16 protein-coding genes are annotated in these 20,201 nt (G+C 65.0%); all 16 read right to left on the bottom strand.

Annotation, left to right across the window (positions count from 1 at the left end; all coding sequences use genetic code 11):
* Positions 1-80: 80 nt before the first annotated feature.
* Complete coding sequence (gene pnp, locus IE243_RS06110) at positions 81-2,225, bottom strand: polyribonucleotide nucleotidyltransferase (protein WP_191318451.1); 2,145 nt, start codon at positions 2,223-2,225, stop codon at positions 81-83.
* A gap of 441 nt (positions 2,226-2,666) precedes the next feature.
* Positions 2,667-2,936, bottom strand: coding sequence for a 30S ribosomal protein S15 (gene rpsO, locus IE243_RS06105; protein ID WP_191318450.1), 270 nt, complete (start codon positions 2,934-2,936; stop codon positions 2,667-2,669).
* A 207-nt stretch (positions 2,937-3,143) separates the two neighbouring features.
* A complete protein-coding gene (truB, locus tag IE243_RS06100) occupies positions 3,144-4,106 on the bottom strand; it encodes a tRNA pseudouridine(55) synthase TruB (protein WP_244642846.1) in 963 nt (320 codons plus the stop codon).
* A 247-nt stretch (positions 4,107-4,353) separates the two neighbouring features.
* Complete coding sequence (rbfA, locus tag IE243_RS06095; protein WP_191318448.1) at positions 4,354-4,773, bottom strand: 30S ribosome-binding factor RbfA; 420 nt, start codon at positions 4,771-4,773, stop codon at positions 4,354-4,356.
* Positions 4,774-5,131: 358 nt separating this feature from the next.
* A complete protein-coding gene (gene infB, locus IE243_RS06090; RefSeq protein ID WP_191318447.1) occupies positions 5,132-7,900 on the bottom strand; it encodes a translation initiation factor IF-2 in 2,769 nt (922 codons plus the stop codon).
* Between the two features lie 230 nt (positions 7,901-8,130).
* On the bottom strand, positions 8,131-8,799 hold the full coding sequence (locus IE243_RS06085) for an RNA-binding protein (RefSeq protein ID WP_191318446.1): 669 nt from the start codon (positions 8,797-8,799) through the stop codon (positions 8,131-8,133).
* A gap of 158 nt (positions 8,800-8,957) precedes the next feature.
* A complete protein-coding gene (gene nusA, locus IE243_RS06080) occupies positions 8,958-10,607 on the bottom strand; it encodes a transcription termination factor NusA (protein WP_191318445.1) in 1,650 nt (549 codons plus the stop codon).
* 188 nt (positions 10,608-10,795) lie between these two features.
* The gene (gene rimP / locus IE243_RS06075) at positions 10,796-11,440 is read right to left on the bottom strand and encodes a ribosome maturation factor RimP (protein ID WP_191318444.1); all 645 of its coding nucleotides are present in this window, start codon (positions 11,438-11,440) and stop codon (positions 10,796-10,798) included.
* A 309-nt stretch (positions 11,441-11,749) separates the two neighbouring features.
* Positions 11,750-12,448 (bottom strand): tRNA (guanine(46)-N(7))-methyltransferase TrmB, encoded by a 699-nt coding sequence (trmB, locus tag IE243_RS06070; protein WP_191318443.1) that lies wholly within the window; start codon positions 12,446-12,448, stop codon positions 11,750-11,752.
* 70 nt (positions 12,449-12,518) lie between these two features.
* Complete coding sequence (metK, locus tag IE243_RS06065; protein WP_191318442.1) at positions 12,519-13,694, bottom strand: methionine adenosyltransferase; 1,176 nt, start codon at positions 13,692-13,694, stop codon at positions 12,519-12,521.
* A 112-nt stretch (positions 13,695-13,806) separates the two neighbouring features.
* Positions 13,807-14,229, bottom strand: coding sequence for a helix-turn-helix domain-containing protein (locus tag IE243_RS06060; RefSeq protein ID WP_280514577.1), 423 nt, complete (start codon positions 14,227-14,229; stop codon positions 13,807-13,809).
* Positions 14,226-15,875, bottom strand: a complete 1,650-nt coding sequence (gene lnt, locus IE243_RS06055) for an apolipoprotein N-acyltransferase (RefSeq protein ID WP_244642844.1) — start codon at positions 15,873-15,875, stop codon at positions 14,226-14,228. Before lnt ends, IE243_RS06060 begins: the two co-directional genes overlap by 4 nt.
* 89 nt (positions 15,876-15,964) lie before the next feature.
* A complete protein-coding gene (locus tag IE243_RS06050) occupies positions 15,965-16,981 on the bottom strand; it encodes a hemolysin family protein (RefSeq protein ID WP_191318440.1) in 1,017 nt (338 codons plus the stop codon).
* Positions 16,978-17,502, bottom strand: coding sequence for an rRNA maturation RNase YbeY (ybeY, locus tag IE243_RS06045; protein WP_191318439.1), 525 nt, complete (start codon positions 17,500-17,502; stop codon positions 16,978-16,980). The genes IE243_RS06050 and ybeY overlap by 4 nt, the downstream gene beginning before the upstream one ends.
* Complete coding sequence (locus tag IE243_RS06040) at positions 17,499-18,644, bottom strand: PhoH family protein (RefSeq protein WP_191318438.1); 1,146 nt, start codon at positions 18,642-18,644, stop codon at positions 17,499-17,501. The genes ybeY and IE243_RS06040 overlap by 4 nt, the downstream gene beginning before the upstream one ends.
* Positions 18,634-20,061: a tRNA (N6-isopentenyl adenosine(37)-C2)-methylthiotransferase MiaB gene (gene miaB / locus IE243_RS06035; protein WP_191318437.1), complete on the bottom strand. Its 1,428-nt coding sequence runs from the start codon at positions 20,059-20,061 to the stop codon at positions 18,634-18,636. Before miaB ends, IE243_RS06040 begins: the two co-directional genes overlap by 11 nt.
* Between the last annotated feature and the right edge of the window lie 140 nt (positions 20,062-20,201).

Here is a 20,201-nt window from a genome sequence, read left to right as displayed (position 1 = left end):
GCCGCCGAGCGATCACCGGGCGGCTTCCATTTTGAACGGGTATATCAGGGGAGCGAAGCATGCGCGCCGCCCCCGAAATATCAGTCGTTGGCTTCGGTCTTCTCGGCCTTCTGCTTCGCCTCGAGGTCCTCGCCAGTGGTCTGATCGACCACGCGCATGGACAGGCGCACCTTGCCGCGGTCATCAAAGCCCAGCAGCTTCACCTTGACCTTCTGGCCTTCCTTGACCACGTCCGTCACCTTGGCGACGCGCTGCGGCGCAAGCTGCGAGATGTGGACCAGACCGTCCTTGGCGCCGAAGAAGTTGACGAATGCGCCGAAGTCGGTGGTCTTCACCACAGTGCCGTCATAGATCACGCCGACCTCCGGCTCGGAGGCGATCGACTTGATCCAGTTCATGGCCGCTTCGATCGACTTCAGGTCGGCGGAAGCGATCTTGATGGTGCCGTCGTCGCTGATGTCGACCTTGGCGCCGGTCTTCTCGACGATCTCGCGAATGACCTTGCCGCCCGAACCGATGACCTCGCGGATCTTGTCCTGCGGAATCTTCATGGTCTCGATGCGCGGCGCGTACTGGCCGAGCTCGCTGCGGGCCGAGGTCAGCGCCATGGCCATCTCGCCAAGGATGTGGTCGCGACCGCCCTTCGCCTGATCAAGCGCCACGCGCATGATCTCTTCGGTGATGCCGGCGATCTTGATGTCCATCTGAAGCGAGGTGATGCCCGACGCCGAGCCGGCCACCTTGAAGTCCATGTCGCCGAGGTGATCCTCGTCGCCGAGGATGTCGGAGAGAACGGCGAAACGGTCGCCTTCAAGGATCAGACCCATGGCGATGCCGGCCACCGGCGCGCGCAGCGGCACGCCCGCGTCCATCAGCGCCAGCGACGAACCACACACGGTGGCCATCGACGACGAACCGTTGGACTCGGTGATCTCCGACACCAGACGGATGGTGTAGGGGAACTCGTGTTTGGCCGGGAGCATCGGACGCACGGCGCGCCAGGCGAGCTTGCCGTGACCAATCTCGCGACGGCCCGGCGAACCCATGCGGCCGGTCTCGCCGACGGAGTAGGGCGGGAAGTTGTAGTGGAGCAGGAAGTGCTCCTTGTAGGTGCCTTCCAGCGAGTCGATGAACTGCTCGTCATCGGCGGTGCCCAGCGTCGCCACGACCATGGCCTGGGTCTCGCCGCGGGTGAACAGCGCCGAACCGTGGGTGCGCGGCAGGAAGCCGACTTCCGAAACGATCGGACGGACGGTGCGAACGTCGCGACCATCGATACGGACGCCACTGTCCAGGATGTTCCAGCGGACGATCTTGGCCTGCAGCTCCTTGAAGACGCCCTTCACGGTCTCGGCCGGGAAGCGCGGCTCCTCGCCTTCAGGGAACAGGGCGGCGAACACCCTGGCCTTGACGGCGTCGACGGCAGCGTAGCGGGCCTGCTTGTCCGTGATCATGTAGGCCTTGCGCAGATCGGCCTCGGCGATCTCCAGCACAACCTTCTCGATGTCGGAGGTGTCGGCAACGACCAGATCGCGCGGCTCCTTGGCGGCGCGCTCGGCCAGACGGATGATGGCCTCGATCACCGGCTGGAAGTGCTTGTGGCCGAACATCACGGCGCCAAGCATCACGTCCTCGGACAGCTCCTTCGCTTCCGATTCCACCATCAGCACGGCGTCGGTGGTGCCAGCGACGACGAGGTCAAGCTCGGAGCCCTCGCGCTCGGCGAAGGTCGGGTTCAGCTTGTACTGGCCGTTGGCGTAGCCAACGCGGGCGGCGCCGATCGGGCCCATGAACGGGGCGCCGGACAGGGTGAGCGCCGCAGAGGCCGCCACCATGGAGACAATGTCGGGATCGTTCTCGAGATCGTGCGACAGCACGGTGATGATCACCTGGGTGTCGCAGCGCCAGCCGTCAGCGAACAGCGGGCGGATCGGACGGTCGATCAGGCGGGAAACCAGGGTTTCCTTTTCGCTCGGACGGCCTTCGCGCTTGAAGTAACCGCCAGGGATGCGGCCTGCGGCGAAGGTCTTTTCCTGGTAATTGACCGTCAGCGGCATGAAATCGATGCCAGGCTTCGGCTCTTTCGCCGCGACGACGGTGGCCAGCACGGTGGTCTCGCCATAGGTGGCGAGCACGGCGCCGTCGGCCTGGCGGGCGATGCGGCCAGTTTCGAGCGTCAGCTTCGAACCTGCCCAGATCAACTCTTCGCGTTGAATATCGAACATGTATTCTCTTTCCACGGGTATGCGGTCCGGCCACCGGGTACGCCATGAGCAAGATGGCGGGAGGCTCGCGCTTCAGGACGACGAGCCGCCGGCTATCCTGCTCCGGCCTGGCCGGAACATCGTCTGTGGGACCTGGGTCCCGGCGTCGCCAGTCATTCCCTGACTGACGTTGCTGAATGGGCCTGGCCCGCTGATGTAGCGGCGGCGGTTCAGCGTGGGCGCGGTTTCATTTCCTGAAACCGCCCGGCGCGGGCTTCCTGCGCCAGTGTGAATTCGTTGTGCGCGCGGCCTGGCGTTGCTCGCAGGTCGTGCGGACGGCGATGTGCGCCGTCGGCAGAGTGACGGGCGCCAGATAGCCGGCGCGCGCCAGTTTGTGGGGCTACCTGCCGGACGCCGCCACTGGCGCATGTCCGGATCTGTCGCCCGATGCCTGCGAGGCAATCAGCGACGAATGCCGAGGCGCTCGATCAGCGAACGGTAACGGGCTTCGTCCTTGCCCTTGACGTAGTCAAGCAGCTTGCGACGCTGGGAAACCATCTTGAGCAGGCCACGACGGGAGTGGTTGTCCTTGTTGTGGGCCTTGAAGTGCTCGGTCAGGTTAACGATGCGCTCGGTGAGGATCGCCACCTGGACTTCCGGGGAACCGCTGTCGCCATTCGACGTCGCGTATTCCTTGATCAGTTCCTGCTTGCGCTCAGGCGTAATCGACATCGGTGTTTCCTTTCAGCTGGAATATGGCCCGGCCGGGATGTCGTCCAGCAGGGTCGGGGTGCGCGCGCCGGTCCGCAGACCGGAGCGCACGGCGGCGCTTATGCACCAATCGGGCTGATTTGGCCATAACATTTTCACGCTGGCGATCAGGGATTGGCCAGAAGAAATATCGCCAGATCAAACGGATAGGCGAATTCACCCGAGGCGTCAGCCGCGTTCGCCGAGATTAAAAATCCGCTTCGGGTGCAGTTCGCCCCGATCAAATTCGGCGAGCGCCACCAGGCGGCCGGCCAGCATCACGGCGACAGTGCCCTCCAATACCGGCGCGTCGCGGCCACGCAGCAGCATGCTCTGCCCGCGCGCCAGGCGGCCGGCGCCGGTGCGATCGACGGCGACTGACGGCAAATCGCACAGGGCGGTGGCGACCGGCAGCAGCGCCGTGTCGGGCAGGCCATCCGGCGCTTCAGACGCCAGTGTTTCAAGCGCGTCGAGGGTGACGGAATTGTGGAGATTGAACGGTCCGACACGGGTCCGGCGCAGGGCCGCTACATGGCCGAAACAGCCAAGATTGCGGCCCAGGTCGCGGGCAATGGCGCGCACATAGGTGCCCTTGCCGCACTCCGCTTCGAACAGGGCCCGGTCCTCGGTGCGACTGACCAGTCGCAGCTGCTCAATGGTGACGGCGCGTGGTTGCAGTTCCACGGCCTCGCCTTCGCGCGCCCGGTCGTAGGCGCGTTCGCCGTCGATCTTGATGGCTGAGAACTTGGGTGGGACCTGCAGGATGGTGCCGGTAAAGCGTGGCAGCAATTCAGCGATGGCGTCCGGCTCCGGGCGCTCATCGGAACTGGCCACCACATGGCCTTCGGCGTCATCGGTATTGGTTTCTTCGCCCCAGGCGACGGTAAAGGCATACGCCTTGCGGCCATCCATGACATATGGAACCGTCTTGGTCGCCTCGCCAAGAGCGATGGGCAGGATGCCGGAAGCCAGCGGATCGAGCGTGCCGGCGTGGCCGGCTTTGCGGGCCCGGAACAGCCGCTTGATGACAGCGACGGCGTGGGTCGACGTCATGCCGACAGGCTTGTCCAGCACCACCCAGCCATTGACGTCGCGTTTTTTCGGGCGCGGCGCGGCGGAGGCCACAATCCGGACTTCAGCTTCCTCTGTCATTGGTCTTCCATTCCGGAGCATCCGGCAGCGCTGCCGGTCCGGCGTCGGGTTGGAGGCTACTCCTGATCGGGCGACGCGGCCCTGGACCGGAGCGGTCTTGGCGATGCCTGTGGTGGCGGATAGGCCGGCCGGAATTGCGCCAGATCAGGGCTTTGGAGCGCTTCGCATCCGGGATTGAACGGAACCGTCCAGGGGGCAACTCCAGACGGATCGGCGCATGGCTGCGTTGACATGTCGCCCGTGTCGGTCACGCCTCGTCGTCGGGCTCCTGCGGCCTGGCGAGATCGGCCTGGACTTTTTCGGACTGCAGCAACCGCTCGATGCGGCCGGCCTCATCGAATGTTTCGTCACGCCGGAAACGCAGATCCGGCGCATAGCGCAGGTTGATGCGGTGGGCCAGTTCTGAGCGAATATATTTCTTGTGTCGGTCCAGGGCGGCGATGACCGGCTTTTCGTCCTTGCCGCCGAGCGGCATGACATAGCAGGTGGCCAGCTTGAGGTCTGGCGACATGCGGACTTCCGGAACGGTCACGACATTGCCGCTGAGGGCGTCATCCTGGATCTCGCCACGGGCGAGAATCTCCGCCAGGGCATGGCGGACAAGTTCGCCCACGCGCAACTGGCGTTGTGATGGGCCGGAAGAAGGAGAGGCGGCGCGTTTTGCCATTGGGGTCACTGTCTTCGCCAGAGCAACATGCGGTCAGACTGAACCGGGACTTGCTCTATCGTCCTGAATTCATGCAGTTTCCTGGCTCAAAGCGAGGCCCGCCAGGCTGGAAAATGCTCCGCGACATGTCAGCCAGCGCAATCGCCTGCCCCGGATGACAACATACCCAGGATCGGGGATGAGAGACATTTTCCGGAGTGGCGCATCAGGCGACATATCCAGGCTGGGGCCTGTGAGCCGTCCGCCGCCTGACCGTTCTCATCGCCGTCATGACGCCGCAAAAAAGAGCGCACGGGCGCGATCACGCCGGGAAGCAGGTATGGAATGGCGCGCATGTCGTTCATGCGCGCCATGACTGTCACTGCAGGGTGCGGCGGATTTCCTCAACGCGGTAGCATTCGATGACATCGCCCTTGCGCATGTCCTCGAAGCGCTCGAAAGCCATGCCGCACTCCTGGCCGGAGCCGACTTCCTTCGCGTCGTCCTTGAAACGCTTGAGCTGGCTGAGCTTGCCTTCGTGGATGACGATGTTGTCGCGGATGATGCGCACATGCGCGCCGCGCTCGACCACGCCGTCCGTGACGCGGCAACCAGCGACCTTGCCGACCTTCGATACGTCGAAGACTTCCTGAACGACGGCTTCGCCGAGGCGGTGCTCGCGCAAGGTCGGCGCCAGCAGGCCCGACATCGCGTCACGAACATCATCAATGAGGTCATAGATGATGTTGTAGTAACGGATCTCAATGCCGGCTCGGTCAGCCGCTTCGCGCGCTTCCTTGTTGGCGCGGACATTGAAGCCCATGACGGTGGCCTTCGAGGCGCCGGCGAGGGTCACGTCGGACTCAGTGATGCCGCCGACGCCAGCGTGCAGGATGCGCGCCGTGACTTCGTCATTGCCAAGCTTCTCGACCGCGCCGCGAATGGCTTCGACAGAACCGTGCACGTCGCCCTTGACGACCAGCGCCAGTTCCTTCTTGCCGCCGCCTTCACGCAGGTCGCGCATCATGTCGGCCAGCGAGCGTCCGGCTCCGGCGCCGCGCGCCGCCAGCTTTTCGCGCCGCTGACGGGTGCGGAAGTCGGTGATCTCGCGAGCGCGGGCTTCGTTCTCGACCACGGCGACGCGATCGCCAGCTTCAGGGGTGCCATTGAAACCAAGCACCTCTGCCGGCACGGACGGGCCTGCCTCCTTGATCTGCGAACCGTTGTCAGCCACCAGGGCGCGCACGCGGCCCCATTCGCAACCGGCCACAACGATGTCGCCAACCCGCAGGGTTCCGCGATCGACCAGCACCGTAGCCACAGGGCCGCGGCCGCGATCGAGCTTGGCCTCGATGACGTTGCCTTCGGCCGAACGGTCCGGATTGGCGCGCAGGTCGAGAATCTCGGACTGCAACTGCAGACCTTCGAGCAGCTTGTCGAGGTTGGTCCCGGCCTTGGCTGAAACTTCGAACTCGAGCGTCTCGCCGCCCATGGACTCCACCACAACCTCGTGGCGCAGCAGTTCGGTGCGCACGCGCTGCGGATCGGCCGACGGCTTGTCGATCTTGTTGATGGCGACGATCAGCGGCACGCCGGCGGCGCGAGCGTGATCAATAGCCTCAATGGTCTGCGGCATGACGCCGTCATCGGCGGCCACCACCAGCACCACGATGTCCGTCACCTTGGCGCCGCGAGCGCGCATGGAGGTGAAGGCGGCGTGGCCGGGCGTGTCGATGAAGGTGATCTTGCCGCCCAACGGCGAGGTCACCTGATAGGCGCCGATGTGCTGGGTGATGCCGCCGGCTTCGCCCGACACAACGGTTGTTTTGCGCAGGGCGTCGAGCAGCGAGGTCTTGCCGTGGTCGACGTGGCCCATGATGGTCACAACCGGCGGACGCGGCAGCTTCACCTCATCCATGTCGTCGGCGCTGAACAGGCCTTCTTCAACGTCGGACTCAGCCACGCGGCGGACCGTATGGCCCAGTTCCTCGGCGATCAGCTGAGCCGTGTCAGCGTCGATCACGTCGGTGATCTTGTGCATCTGGCCCTGGCGCATCAGCAGACGGATCACGTCCACGCCGCGCTCGGACATACGGTTGGCCAGCTCCTGAATGGTGATCGTTTCAGGAATGATCACCTCGCGGGACAGCCGCTCCTTCTGTTCGTTCGCCGCGCCGCGGTTCATGCGCTGCATGCGGCGACGGAACGCGGCGACCGAATGGGTGCGCTCCTCACCGGCGTTGTGCGCGGTGCTGATGGTCAGGCGGCCGCGACGACGCTCATCGCCCGCGCCGGACTTGCCGGGCTTGGGCGCAGCAGCGGGGCGCAGCGCGCCGGGACGGCGGGCGCGGGGCGCATCGTCATCGGTGGCCGCAGCAGGACGGCCAGCAGGGGCCGCCGTCGCGGGACGCGAGCTGGCTGGTTGCGCCGTTGTCGTCGCAGCAGGCTTGGCTGGCTCAGCCGGCTTTGGCGGCGCCGGCGGACGCGGCGACAGCAGCACCGGCGGGCGTGAGCCAGCCGGGCGCGGACGCGCCACAAGGGCTGTCGGCGTCGCGGGGCCAGTTTCATAACGGGGCGTTGGCTCTGGCGTCGGCGAGGCTTTCGCGGCTGGCTCAACCTTCTGCGGCGCGGGCGCTGCCTTTGGCGCGGCGGCCGCAGCCTTGCGGGCCGCCTCTTCCTCGGCGCGCTGGCGGGCGTCTTCTTCGCGCTGACGTGCTTCAGCAGCTTCGCGTTCAGCCTTCTCGGCGGCCTCGCGCTCGGCGCGGCGAAGCTCTTCCTGCTCGGCCTGCTTGCGTTCCTCGACTTCACGCCCCTTGGCAAGAGCCAGGGCGCGGATGCGGGCTTCCCGCTCCTCGTCGGTCAACGTGCGCAAGACAACGCCGGTCGGGCGCTGGCCGGCGGCCGTACGCTTGGGGGCGGAGGTCGCTGACGCGGCGGGGCGCGGCGCGGCGGGGGCTGCGGGCGCGGCTTCTTTCGCCTCGCCGGGCCCGACGGCGCGACGCTTCACTTTCTCAACCACAACCGCCTTGCTGCGGCCGTGGGAGAAACTCTGCCTCACCGTCCCATGCTCGACCGGGCGCTTGAGCGTCAGCGTCTTGTTCTGTCCTCCGCTGATCGTCTTGTCGCCCGGGTTCTTGCTATCGCTCATTCCGTTCCTGCCGCTCGCATGCCGGATCAGCTGATCCGCATATACCTCGTGCAGGTCCATGGCGTTGAACCATGGGCCTGTCAATCTGCCGGACGCGTGGTCCGCGTGGGGACCGCCGGCAGGCTTCTCAAATCCGGCGGCTGACGGCGCTCATGCTGCGCGCCGTTCGGGCCTGCACGGTTGCTCCAGGGCGTTGGGCCCAAGGGCGCATCAGGGGGAAAACGCTGCAATCAATCGGGCGCGCTGCCGCCCGGCTGGTCTGTCGGAAGCGTCGCCACACTGGCCGTCGCTCCCCGATACGCGTTCAACCTGCCCCAGCACGCCAGGAATCCTGTGCTGGCGGGACCGGCTTCCAGGGCAGCATGTATCACATGTACCCCACCTAATGCCAAACTCAAATCGTTTGAGTCAAATGCATCGATCACATGGACAGGTCGCCGGTCCGTCTGCTGGCGCCGGCGCAACAACTGTCCAACCTTGCGGACGCCGTCTGGCGCGGCGTCGCTCGCATGCAACACAGCCACGATATTGGCCCTGTTTATTGCACTTTCAACCTTCGTGAAGCCGGTGACAGCTTCCCCGGCCTTGCTGCTGAAGGACAATGCCTGAATGGCGTCTTTCACCAGCAGGGCGTCGATCTCGTCCGCCAGATCCGCCGGAACCGTGACCGGTTGCTTCAGACTTCTTGCGAAAGCCTTGCGTTTGACCGCCTGCGTCACCAGGTCCGCCGACAGCGACACCCAGACGCCGCGTCCTGGCAGCTTTCGCTTCAGATCTGGCGTCAGGCGTCCGTCTGGCGCCGCGACGAAGCGCAGCATCTCCGCGGGCGGCCGCGAGGCGCGCGTCACGATGCAGAGCCGCTCCGGTCCCCGGTCATCTTCTTCGCGCCGGTGCGCCACGTCGTCCTCATCCCGTCGGAAGCCATGGGTTGAAGGCCGGCCCGCTCCAGTCCGGAGGAACATGCCGAAACCCGGATGTCAGGCGCTCTGCTCCACGCAGCCCGCCTGAATGTTTGCGAAGGCGTCAGCGCCGGCCCAGCAGGGGCCGGCGTCATCGTTCAGGCGCTGGCTTCGCCGTTCTGTCCATCGGCGGAGGCTTCGGCCTCATCTTCCGCCTGACCTTCAGCGTCTTCGTCCTCAACGCCTTCCGCTTCAGGTTCGGGCGCCTCGATCCAGCCGGCCAGCACGCGGGCGTCCATGATCATGGCTTCCGCTTCAACGCGGGAAACCTCGAAACCATCAAGCGCGCCCTTGTGACGGATAACCTCGCCGTCCTTGCGCTCGGCCCAACCACACAGGTCGTCCGGCACGGCGCCAGCCAGGTCTTCCAGCGAACGGATGTCGTTTTCGCCGAACGCCACCAGCATGGCGGTCGTCACGCCATCGATCTGGCGCAGGTCGTCGGAAACGCCCAGTTCGGCGCGCTTGGCGTCCTGCTCCGCCTCCAGCTGGTCCAGATATTCCTGGGCGCGCGTCTGGATTTCCTGAGCGGTGTCGTCGTCGAAGCCTTCGATCGACGCCAGTTCCGGCAAATCGACGACAGCGAGTTCCTCCACCGAGCTGAAGCCTTCCGACGCCAGCAACTGGCCGACGACCTCGTCAACGTCCAGGGCCTCCATGAACAGGGCGGTGCGCTCCGCGAATTCCTTCTGCCGGCGCTCCGACTCCTCGGCCTCGGTCATGATGTCGATGTCCCAGCCAGTCAGCTGGGAGGCGAGGCGAACGTTCTGGCCGCGCCGCCCGATCGCCAGAGAAAGCTGGTCGTCAGGGACGACAACCTCGATGCGCTCGCTTTCTTCATCCAGAACGACCTTCACCACTTCTGCCGGCTGCAGCGCGTTGACGATGAAGGTGGCGTTGTCGGGCGACCACGGAATGATGTCGATCTTCTCGCCCTGCAACTCGCCGACGACGGCCTGCACGCGCGAGCCGCGCATACCGACGCAGGCGCCGACAGGATCGATCGAGCTGTCGCGCGAGACGACGGCGATCTTGGCGCGTGAACCAGGGTCGCGCGCCACCGCCTTGATCTCGACGACGCCGTCGTAGATCTCGGGAACTTCCTGGGCGAACAGTTTCGCCATGAACTGCGGATGGGTGCGCGACAGGAAAATCTGCGGGCCGCGGGTTTCGCGGCGCACGTCATAAACGTAAGCCCGCACCCGGTCGCCGGGGCGGAACGCCTCACGCGGGATCAGTTCGTCGCGACGGATAATGCCTTCGGTGCGACCGAGGTCGACGACAACGTTGCCATATTCAGCGCGCTTGACGAGGCCGTTGATGATCTCGCCGATGCGATCCTTGAATTCCTCGTATTGCCGGTCACGCTCGGCTTCGCGCACTTTCTGCACGATGACCTGTTTGGCCGACTGGGCGGCGATGCGGCCGAAATCGAAAGGCGGCAGCGTCTCGGCGATATAGTCGCCTGGCTGGGCCGCCGGATTGCGCTTGCGGGCGTCGGTCACAGAAATGTGGATGGCGTCGTTTTCCACCTCGTCGGTCACCAGCAACAGGCGCGACAGGCGGATCTCGCCGCTCTTGGGATTGATCTCGGCCCGCACCTCGGTCTCGCTGCCATAGCGCGAGCGGGCGGCCTTCTGGATCGCGTCTTCCATGGCGGCGAGCACGATCTGACGATCAATAACCTTCTCGCGGGCCACAGCATCGGCGATCTGCAGCAATTCGAGCCTGTTGGCGCTGATGGCCATGGGTCTCTCCCTCTTTCAACCACCTGGAGCATGTCCGGCGAAGCGACGTTCACGCCGCGTCCGGACATGCGTTATTCAAAAAATGCACCCTCTTCAGGGGAAGCAGCTGCTTCGCTCCTGAAAAAAGCATCACCCAAATCCGGCGGGAAAAATTCCAGGCCAAAACGGCTGGTTTCCCGTCGTAAAAATCAGTGCGGACGGCCCTGACCGGACGTATCCGCTGCTCCGTCGCCGCCAAACTCCGCGTCCACATCCGCGTCGTCTTCTTCGACCTCGCCGCGCGCATGGCGCGCCGCCTTGTCGCGGCGCAGCGCCTCGGCGATCACCGCATCGGTCAGCAACAGGCGCGCTTCGAGAATGTCAGACAGGGGCAGACGCGCCACCCGTTCCTCGCCGGCCGCCGCATCCAGCCGTTCGATCAATACCTGACCGTCGTCCACGCCGCGCAGCACGCCGCGATACTTGCGCCGGCCAGACACAAGAGCATTGAGCTCGACCTTGGCTTCATAGTCGGCCCAGCGCGTGAAATCGGAGGCGCGCACCAGCGGACGGTCGATGCCCGGTGAGGAAATTTCCAGGTGGTAGGCCCGGTCGACCGGATCATCCACGTCCAGCGCCAGCGACACCGCCCGGCTGATCGTTTCGCAATCGTCGACGGTCATTGTGCCGTCTGGCCGCTCGGCCATGATCTGCACCGTGCAGCCGTTCAGGCCTGTGACCTTCACGCGCACCAATACGTATCCCAGGTCCTCAATGACCGGTTCGACAATCGTGGCGACCCGCGCCGCGACGCCAGATTCGGTGACAACCCGTCTGTCGGCTGTATCCGCCATGGAAACTGCGACCTCATGAAGCCTGCGGTCAGGCAACGCCTGCCGGCCGGGCTGGCGCGTCCTCCAGCGAAGCAAATGCTGCTTCGCATGAGAAAAACGCGCTCATTCAAAACGATGGAGCGATATCCGCTGCGAGCGGACTTCGCCCTGTGATCCTGTGCGGCCGGGCCGCACTGATAAGACAAAAAAGAGCGGACCCCGGCTGGAGCCCACTCTCCGGTTCGGTTTGTAACAAACCGTTCTGGAATGTCGGAATGGCTGGAAGATAGCCTCGGGCGCCGCCATTGACAAGGCGCCAGCGCATTTTCTTCAGGCCAGGTTCCGCGCCTCGCGCCGGACGAAGGTCAAATAGGCCGGCGTGCGCCCTTCGCGAAACGCCTTCTGTTCGTAACGGGTGCCAGGCCAGTCGGTCCACGCCAGTCGCCAGTCGTCAGCGCGTTCAGCCGCCCAGTCGAACTGGCCCGAAGCCATCACCCGCGCCAGCGTCCAGGCCGCGTAGTCGTCGATGTCCGTGGCGAACCGGAAAATCGCTCCGGGCTTCAGCACGCGGGCCAGATTGCTGACGGTTTCGTGGGAGATAATGCGACGTTTGCGCTGGCGGCGTTTTGGCCACGGATCAGGATAAAGAACGAAAGCACGGTCAATGGAGGCGGCGGGAAGGCGGGGCAGCAGCTCAGTGGCGTCAGCGTCATGCAGGGCAAGGCGCTGCTCATCCGGCTCGCCCGCCAGCAGTTTGGCCATGCCGTTGATGAACGGCTCGCAGCCGATGAATCCGACGTCCGGATTGAGCTGCATCTGGTGCAGCAGATGCTCGCCGCCGCCGAAGCCGATTTCGAGCCAGGTCTGCGAAACGGGCCGGGCAAACAGGGCGCTGACGTCGCTTACAGCGTCAGGACCGATGCGCAGGCGCGGCAGCGTCTCCTCCATCAGGCGGGATTGCTGTTCACGCAGGCGGTGTCCTTTCCTGCGGCCATAGAAGGAGCCGGCGCGGGGCTGTTCGGTCGTCATCGCCTGTTTGGTCTTTCCAAAAACAAACGCCGCCCCGGACAGGGCGGCGTCAAATAACCGGTTGGGCCATTCAGCCGGCGACGGCCTTGCGGATGGCGTCAGCCAGGTCGGCGCGCTCCCAGGAGAAGCCGCCATCATCTTCCGGCGCGCGGCCGAAGTGACCATAAGCCGCAGTGCGGGCGTAGATTGGCCGGTTCAGGCCAAGGTGCTGGCGAATGCCGCGTGGCGACAGGTCCATCACGTCCATCAACACGCTTTCCAGCTTGGCTTCATCCGCCTGTCCCGTGCCGTGCAGGTCGACATAGAGCGACAGCGGACGCGACACGCCGATGGCGTAGGAGAGCTGGATGGTGCAACGCTCGGCAAGCCCTGCGGCCACCACGTTCTTGGCCAGATAGCGCGCAGCGTAAGCCGCCGAGCGGTCGACCTTGGTGGGATCCTTGCCCGAGAATGCGCCGCCGCCATGTGGAGCCGCGCCGCCATAGGTGTCGACGATGATCTTGCGGCCGGTCAGACCGCAGTCGCCGTCCGGACCGCCGATGACAAATTTGCCGGTTGGATTGACGTGCCAGATGGTCGAATCAGAAATCCAGCCATCGGGCAGGGTTTCGCGCACATAAGGTTCAACGATGGCCTGGACGTCATGCGAGGTCAGGGTATCGTCCAGATGCTGGGTCGATACGACGATCTGCGTCGCGGCGACCGGCTTGCCGTTCTCATAACGGACGGTGACCTGGCTCTTGGCGTCCGGCCCCAGAACGCCTGATTCGCCCGATTTGCGCGCGTCGGTCAGACGCTTGAGAATCTTGTGCGCATAGTAGATCGGCGCGGGCATCAGCTCCGGGGTTTCCCGGCAGGCGTAGCCGAACATGATGCCCTGGTCGCCAGCGCCTTCGTCCTTGTTGCCAAGCGCGTCAACGCCAACGGCAATGTCGGCGGACTGGGCGTGCAGCAGCACGTCGATCTGGCTCTTTTCCCAGTGGAAGCCGTCCTGCTCATAGCCGATGTCGCGGATGGCGAGACGGGCGAGGTGAGCCAGATACTCTGGCGTCAGCGTGGCGGGACCGCGGGTTTCGCCGGCGATCACCACCTGGTTCGTCGTGGCGAGGGTCTCGCAGGCAACGCGCGCTTCGGGATCAGCAGCCAGGAAGGCGTCGACAATGGTGTCGGAGATGCGATCACATACCTTGTCAGGATGACCTTCTGACACAGATTCACTGGTGAACAGGTAATTCTGGCGCGACACGCGAGCCTCCGGACGAATAGATGAATAACAGCTTGCGCTTGCGTAGGTTACCGGCCTGTCGACGTCAAGCGTCGGGGAAGGAGCTGGCGGATGCCGGGCGACGCGACGAAACTCAGTCTCCGTCGTCTTTGCCCGTGGGCTGGGCGTTGGCCATGGCTTCGACAAGAGCCACCAGTTTCCGGCGTACGCCGGCGTCCTGGATGCGGACAAACGCCTTGTTGAGATGAAGCCCCTCGGAGGTGGCCAGAAAATCGGCGACATGGTCCAGCGCCGGCGCTTCGGCAAAGCCGGCGGCAGCGTCGCCAACGGGCGCCGCGCCATCGTAGAAGAATGAGACCGGCACGCCAAGGACCTGGGCGATCTGGTGCAGACGGCTGGCGCCGATGCGATTGGCGCCCTTTTCGTATTTCTGGATCTGCTGGAAGGTGACGCCCAGCGCGTCGCCCAGTTTTTCCTGACTAAGGCCAACAAGCATGCGTCGCATGCGAACCCTGCCGCCGACGTACAGGTCTATAGGGTTGCGGGCCTTGTTCACTGTGAATCTCCGTTGGCATGGTCAACCAACTGCCTGCAGTCTGTGGCGGCATCGCGGCGCCAGCCGGCAAGCGCACTGCAGCCAAAGCAGAAAATCAGAAGCAGGACAAAAAACAAGTCGCCGCTTTTGGCGTAGGCCGTCGGCGCAAGAGCTGACGGCAAGGCGGAATCGGCATAGCCAATTTTTCCCAATGGAAGAAAAGTATTCGTCCTGCCCCATGAGTCAACTACAGCGGATATGCCGGTATTGGCCACACGCACCAGTGGCAGGCCCTGTTCGATCGCACGCAACCGCGCCTGGGCCAGATGCTGCCAGGGGCCTGGCGTCTGCCCAAACCAGCCATCGTTGGTAACGTTCAGGATAACGCCGCGTCCGGTTCTTGCGGGTCCGAAGCCAGGGAAAATCGCCTCATAACAAATCAGCGGCGTCACCGGCGGCAGGCCTGGCACATCAAGTCCGCCGCCCGGCGCCCCTGGGGCGAAACCGCCCGGGATATGGACGAATTGCCTCAGGCCGAGAGAGTCAAGAACGCCAGAAAGCGGCAGGTATTCTCCAAACGGCACCAGATGGGATTTGTCGTAGACGCCAGTAATCTTTCCTTCGTGGTCGACGACCTGCATTGAATTGTAGAAGCGGTTGGGGCGTCCGCCTGGCGTCAGGGCTTCGCCGCGGGCGGCGCCTGTGACCAGCACCGCGCCGGGGGGCAACATGTCGCCGATTGCGGCGCGCGCTTCCGGATGATCCGCCAGGAGGAACGGCAAGGCTGATTCGGGCCAGATAACGTGGGTGACGTTTTGCTGCGCCAGGCTGGCTCCTTCCCCATCGCCCTCACTTAGCCTGATGTATTGGTTCAGTATTTTTTCCCGGTTATCCCAGTTGAATACGGTTGTGTCCTGGGAAACGCCTGGCTGCACAAGGCGAAGTCTCACGCCTGGCTCAGCCACTTCGGGGCCGTGGGGAATTCTGCCATAGCCATAAACGACAAGCGCGACGAGCCCGATGGCGGCAACGCCTGGCGGTGCGAGGCGGCGCAGCCAGAATCTGTCCGACAGACTGTCCCCCATTTCGCCCGCGGGCGACGCCAGGGCGGCCGGGGCGGCGCAGATGGCCACGGTGAGCACGGTTAGCCCATACATGCCAACAATCGAGGCTGCCTGAGCCGTTAGCAGATGCCCGCCAAAGGCCATGCCAAAGGTGTTCCAGGGAAAACCGGAAAGCAGTACGCCACGCAGATATTCGGAGGCGCCCAAAACGCCGGCGAGGGTCAGGATGCGGACCGCGCCCCGGCTCCATAAAGCTCCAGCCAGGCCGAAACCGGAGGCAGTGAAAAGAGCCAGACCGGCGGGCAGACCAAGCACGCCAAGCGGCAGGGCCCAAGCGAACTCCTCAGCCTCAACCAGAAAAGCCGCGCCGAGCCACCACAAACCTGCGACAAAATATCCGAACCCGAACCACCAGCCGAGGGCAGCCGCAGCGCGCGCCCGCAGGCCGATGCAACGCACAGGACTGTCTTCGCTGGTTGCGCTGTCCCGGACAACGGCGTCGATGAGCCAAACGGCCATGGTCAGCGCGACAAACATGGCCGGCAGGAAATCGACCGGCGCCAGCGACAGGGCCCCAATGGCGCCTGCGATCAGCGCGGTCATGCGCCGGCGCCAGCGCCCACCCATGAGAACAGGGGCGGCGGCGGCGCAACATCTGCGGCCCCACTCCAGAAGCCCTCTCACCTGACGCGTCATCTGGCGTCAGGTTCGCGTGACGGAGGCGCGCGCCGGTCGCCGGTGTCGGACGCCGCGCCGCCAGTGGACGAAGACCGGAAGATACGAATGCGTTTCAGGCGGCGTGGATCGGCTTCCAGCACCTCGAAGACCAGCCCATGTGGGCCTTCGATCTGTTCGCCGGTAGCGGGAACGCGCCCCGCGAGATGCGCCACCAATCCACCGATGGTGTCGATCTCGTCCGCCAGGGTGTCGTCGACCAGCGGCGCGCCCAGGGCCTGGGCCACGTCTTCCAAGTCGGCGCGGGCGTTGGCGTCGAACGCATTGTCACCGGCCGGAGCGATCATCGGACCGGCATTGTGATCATGCTCGTCCTCAATATCGCCAACGATCAGCTCCACCACGTCCTCCATGGAGACAATGCCGTCGGTGCCGCCATATTCATCAATGACCAGAGCCATATGGGTGCGGCTGGCCTGCATGCGCGCCAGCAGGTCTATGGCGGGCATCGACGGCGGCACGAACAGCACCGGGCGCAGGATGTCCGCTTCATTCAGCGGCAGCGACAGGTCGACGCCGGAAAAACTCGGCATGGAGCTGGTTTCATCAATCACGACGCGGGGCGTGCATCCCGCCAGATAATCAAGAAAATCACGGATATGCACCATGCCGCGCGGATCATCGAGTGATTCGCCATAAACCGGCAGACGTGAGTGGCCGGCCGACCGGAAGAGATCGAGCACATCGGCGAGCTGGGCGTCCTCGCGAATCGCGACAATATCGGCGCGCGGAATCATCGCGTCTTCGACGCGGCGCTCATGGAGCGCCAGGACGTTGCGGACAAGCGATCGCTCCGTCGCGGAAAACTCCTCGGTCGGCGCGCTATGCTCCAGAACGTCTTCCAGATCGTGGCGCACGGACGTTCCATTGCGCGGCCGGGTCAGCGCCAGCAGGCGGTCAAACCATCCCGGAGCATCCTGCCTGCCGGTTGACTGGAGCTGGCGCCCTGGGCGCGTACTTCGGTCCTCGCTCATCTCTCCAGCGCTTCCCCCGCCACATTGCTCATGCCCGCACCATCCGGTCCATAGGGGTCGGCGACGCCGAGGCCCGCCAGAACATCTGTTTCCAGCGTCTCCATTTCCTCGGCCTCGTCGTCAGTTTCATGGTCGTAGCCAAGCAGATGCAGCACGCCATGAACCACCAGATGGGTGAAGTGGTCCGCGACTGTTTTTCCCTCGTCGGCGGCCTCGCGCACAAGGGTTTCGTAAGCGACGGCGATGTCGCCGCAGTGCGGCGAACGGACGAGATCGTCCGGATCCGCCGCCGGCCATGACAACACGTTGGTTGGCTTGTCCTTGCCGCGCCACGTGCGGTTCAGTTCCTGCACGGCCGCGTCGTCAGCCAGCATCAATGACAGTTCGGCGCCATCCATCACGGCGACGCCGCTGGCGGCGACGGCCGCCAGCGCCGCCCGCCCGGCCAGCGCTTCCGCATCCCGCAGCGCCTGCCACAGCGGGCTTTCAATCACGACGTCAATCAGGGGCGAAGCGCTCATTCCCGGGTTCCGGCGAGAGTGGCGGGTCTGCCGGCTGGCCTGGCGGCGGCGCCGACCTCGCGTTCGGCCATGGCGCGCGTTTCGGCGTCATAGGCGGCGACGATCCGGCGCACCAGGTCGTGGCGCACCACGTCGCCCTCGGCGAATCGCACATGGCCGACGCCCTCGACGCCGCGCAGAATGCGCGAAGCCTGAATGAGACCGGATTGCTGGCCAGGCGGCAGGTCGATTTGCGACGGATCGCCGGTTACGATCATCCGTGAGCCTTCGCCGAGACGGGTCAGAAACATCTTCATCTGCATGGTGGTGCAGTTCTGGGCCTCGTCCAGCAGCACGGCGGCGCGGGTCAGGGTGCGGCCGCGCATGAAGGCGAGGGGGGCGATCTCAATCATGCCGGTGGCGAGCCCGCGCTCGACGGTCCGCGCCTCCATGAAATCGTAAAGCGCGTCGTAGACCGGGCGCAGATAGGGATCGATCTTCTCGCGCATGTCGCCGGGCAGGAAGCCAAGACGCTCGCCCGCTTCCACCGCCGGCCGCGACAGCACCAGCCGCTCCACCACCCCCTGTTCGAGCAGCGAGACGGCGTGTCCGACAGCCAGCCAGGTCTTGCCGGTGCCGGCCGGCCCCTCGGCGATCACCAGCTCACTCGTCTGCAGCGTGCGCAGATAATCGTCCTGCGCCTTGTTCCGGGCCCGCACGCCGCCACGCTTGCGCGTGACGATCTGGCGGAAGTTGCCGGGCGCGACGGAGCTGTCGTCGCCCGGGAAGAGATTGCCCTGCAAGGCAATTTCCTGAATGACGCCATCAATATCGCCAGGTGTGACGGCCTCGCCGGCCCGGGCGCGTTCATAGAGGGCGAGGATCACCTGGCGGGCCTTGGCAGCCGCCGGCTGTTCGCCATGAATGACCACCCGGTTGCCCCGCGCCGTCGCCAGCACGTCGAGCCGGCGCTCGATGTGGGCCAGATGCTGGTCGAACTGGCCGAACACCAAGCTGGCCAGACGATTGTCATCCAGCGTCAGCACCAGTTCAGTCTGCGGCGGCGCGTGACGGGTCGGCTGTGCGCCACGGCCGCCCGGTTTTGCCAGCGACCCGGCGCCGCGGAACTGTTCGGGTGAGAGCTCGCCTTCGTCACGCGGCATTCGCGTTCCTTTGCTGCGGGGAGAGAGGCTGTTCCGCCGGCGCCTGGGAGGCTCCGGCGACGTGGCCAGAGGCAGATGATTGGGCCGGGCCCAGATAGCGGCCAAACAGGCTGCCCGCGCTGGCCTCAATGACTTCCACGGTCGCCATCCGGCCCAAGATGTCGGCCGGCGCATCGAAATGCACGCCCTGCAGATAGGGGGATTTACCGGCCATCTGCCCCGGCTGGCGCCCCTGGCGCTCGACCAGCACGTCAATGACGCGGCCGGCCATGGCCTTGTTGAACGCAGCGCGATCGCGCTCCAGCGCCGCTTGCAGCTCCGCCAGCCGGTCAGCTTTCACCTGCTCGGGTATCTGGTCGGCCTGCCCGGCGGCCGGGGTGCCGGGGCGCTGGCTGTATTTGAAGGAGAAGGCGCTGGCGAAACCAATGTCATCGACAAGGCGCATGGTCTCGGCAAAGTCGGCGTCGGTTTCACCCGGGAAGCCGACAATGAAATCCGACGACAGGGCAATATCCGGGCGGGCGTCGCGAACCCGGTCGATGATCCGCCGGTATTCGTCAGCGGTGTGGCGGCGGTTCATGGCGGCAAGGATGCGGTCGGAGCCAGCCTGCACCGGCAGATGCAGATAGGGCATCACCTGCGGCAGATCGCGATGGGCGGCGATCAGTTCGTCATCCATGTCGCGCGGGTGGCTGGTGGTGTAGCGCAGGCGCTCCACCCCTTCCATCTCCCCCAGATGGCGCAGTAACCGGCCCAGGGTCCAGGTTTTGCCGTCCGGGCCTTCGCCATGCCACGCATTGACGTTCTGGCCGAGCAGCGTGAACTCGCGGACGCCGAGGCCGGCGAGCCGGCGCGCCTCCTTCATCAGCGCTTCGACGGAGCGCGAGCTTTCCGCACCCCGCGTATAGGGCACGACGCAGAAGGTGCAGAACTTGTCGCAGCCCTCCTGAATGGTCAGGAAGGCCGAGACATTGCGTTGCGGCGCAATGCGTCGGGCTGGCAACTGGCGGAACTTGTCCTCGACGGGAAATTCCGTATCGACTGCCTGATCACGACTTTTCGCGGCGAGCAGCTCCGGCAGGCGATGATAGCTTTGTGGGCCAACCACCACGTCGACCACCGGGGCGCGACGCATGATCTCGGCGCCTTCCGCCTGGGCGACGCAACCGGCCACCACCACCCGCGTCTCCTTGCCGTCGCGGGCGCGCTCCGCCTTGTTCTCACGCACGCGGCCAAGCTCGGAATAGACCTTCTCGACGGCCTTCTCACGAATGTGACAGGTGTTGAGAATCACCAGATCGGCGTCATCGATGCTGGAGGTCTCCACATACCCCTCAGCCGCCAGCACGTCCGCCATGCGCTCGGCGTCGTAGACGTTCATCTGGCAACCGTATGATTTGACGTGAACCTTTTTCACGTTGGTCTGACACTTTCACTTGAGCCGGCGCGCCATGAGGCCATGCGAACTGCATGAAGGAACTCGTGGCCGCGCCCTCGTCGATACGGAGGCGGCGTCTTCGGACGGGCGAAGAACGCGCGAAGACGGCACTCTATCGC

This window comes from Camelimonas fluminis (assembly GCF_014656355.1).
Lineage (GTDB): Bacteria > Pseudomonadota > Alphaproteobacteria > Rhizobiales > Beijerinckiaceae > Camelimonas > Camelimonas fluminis.
The sequence above is the reverse complement of the archived record's forward strand: the minus strand, read 5'-3'. Positions and strand labels throughout refer to the sequence as shown.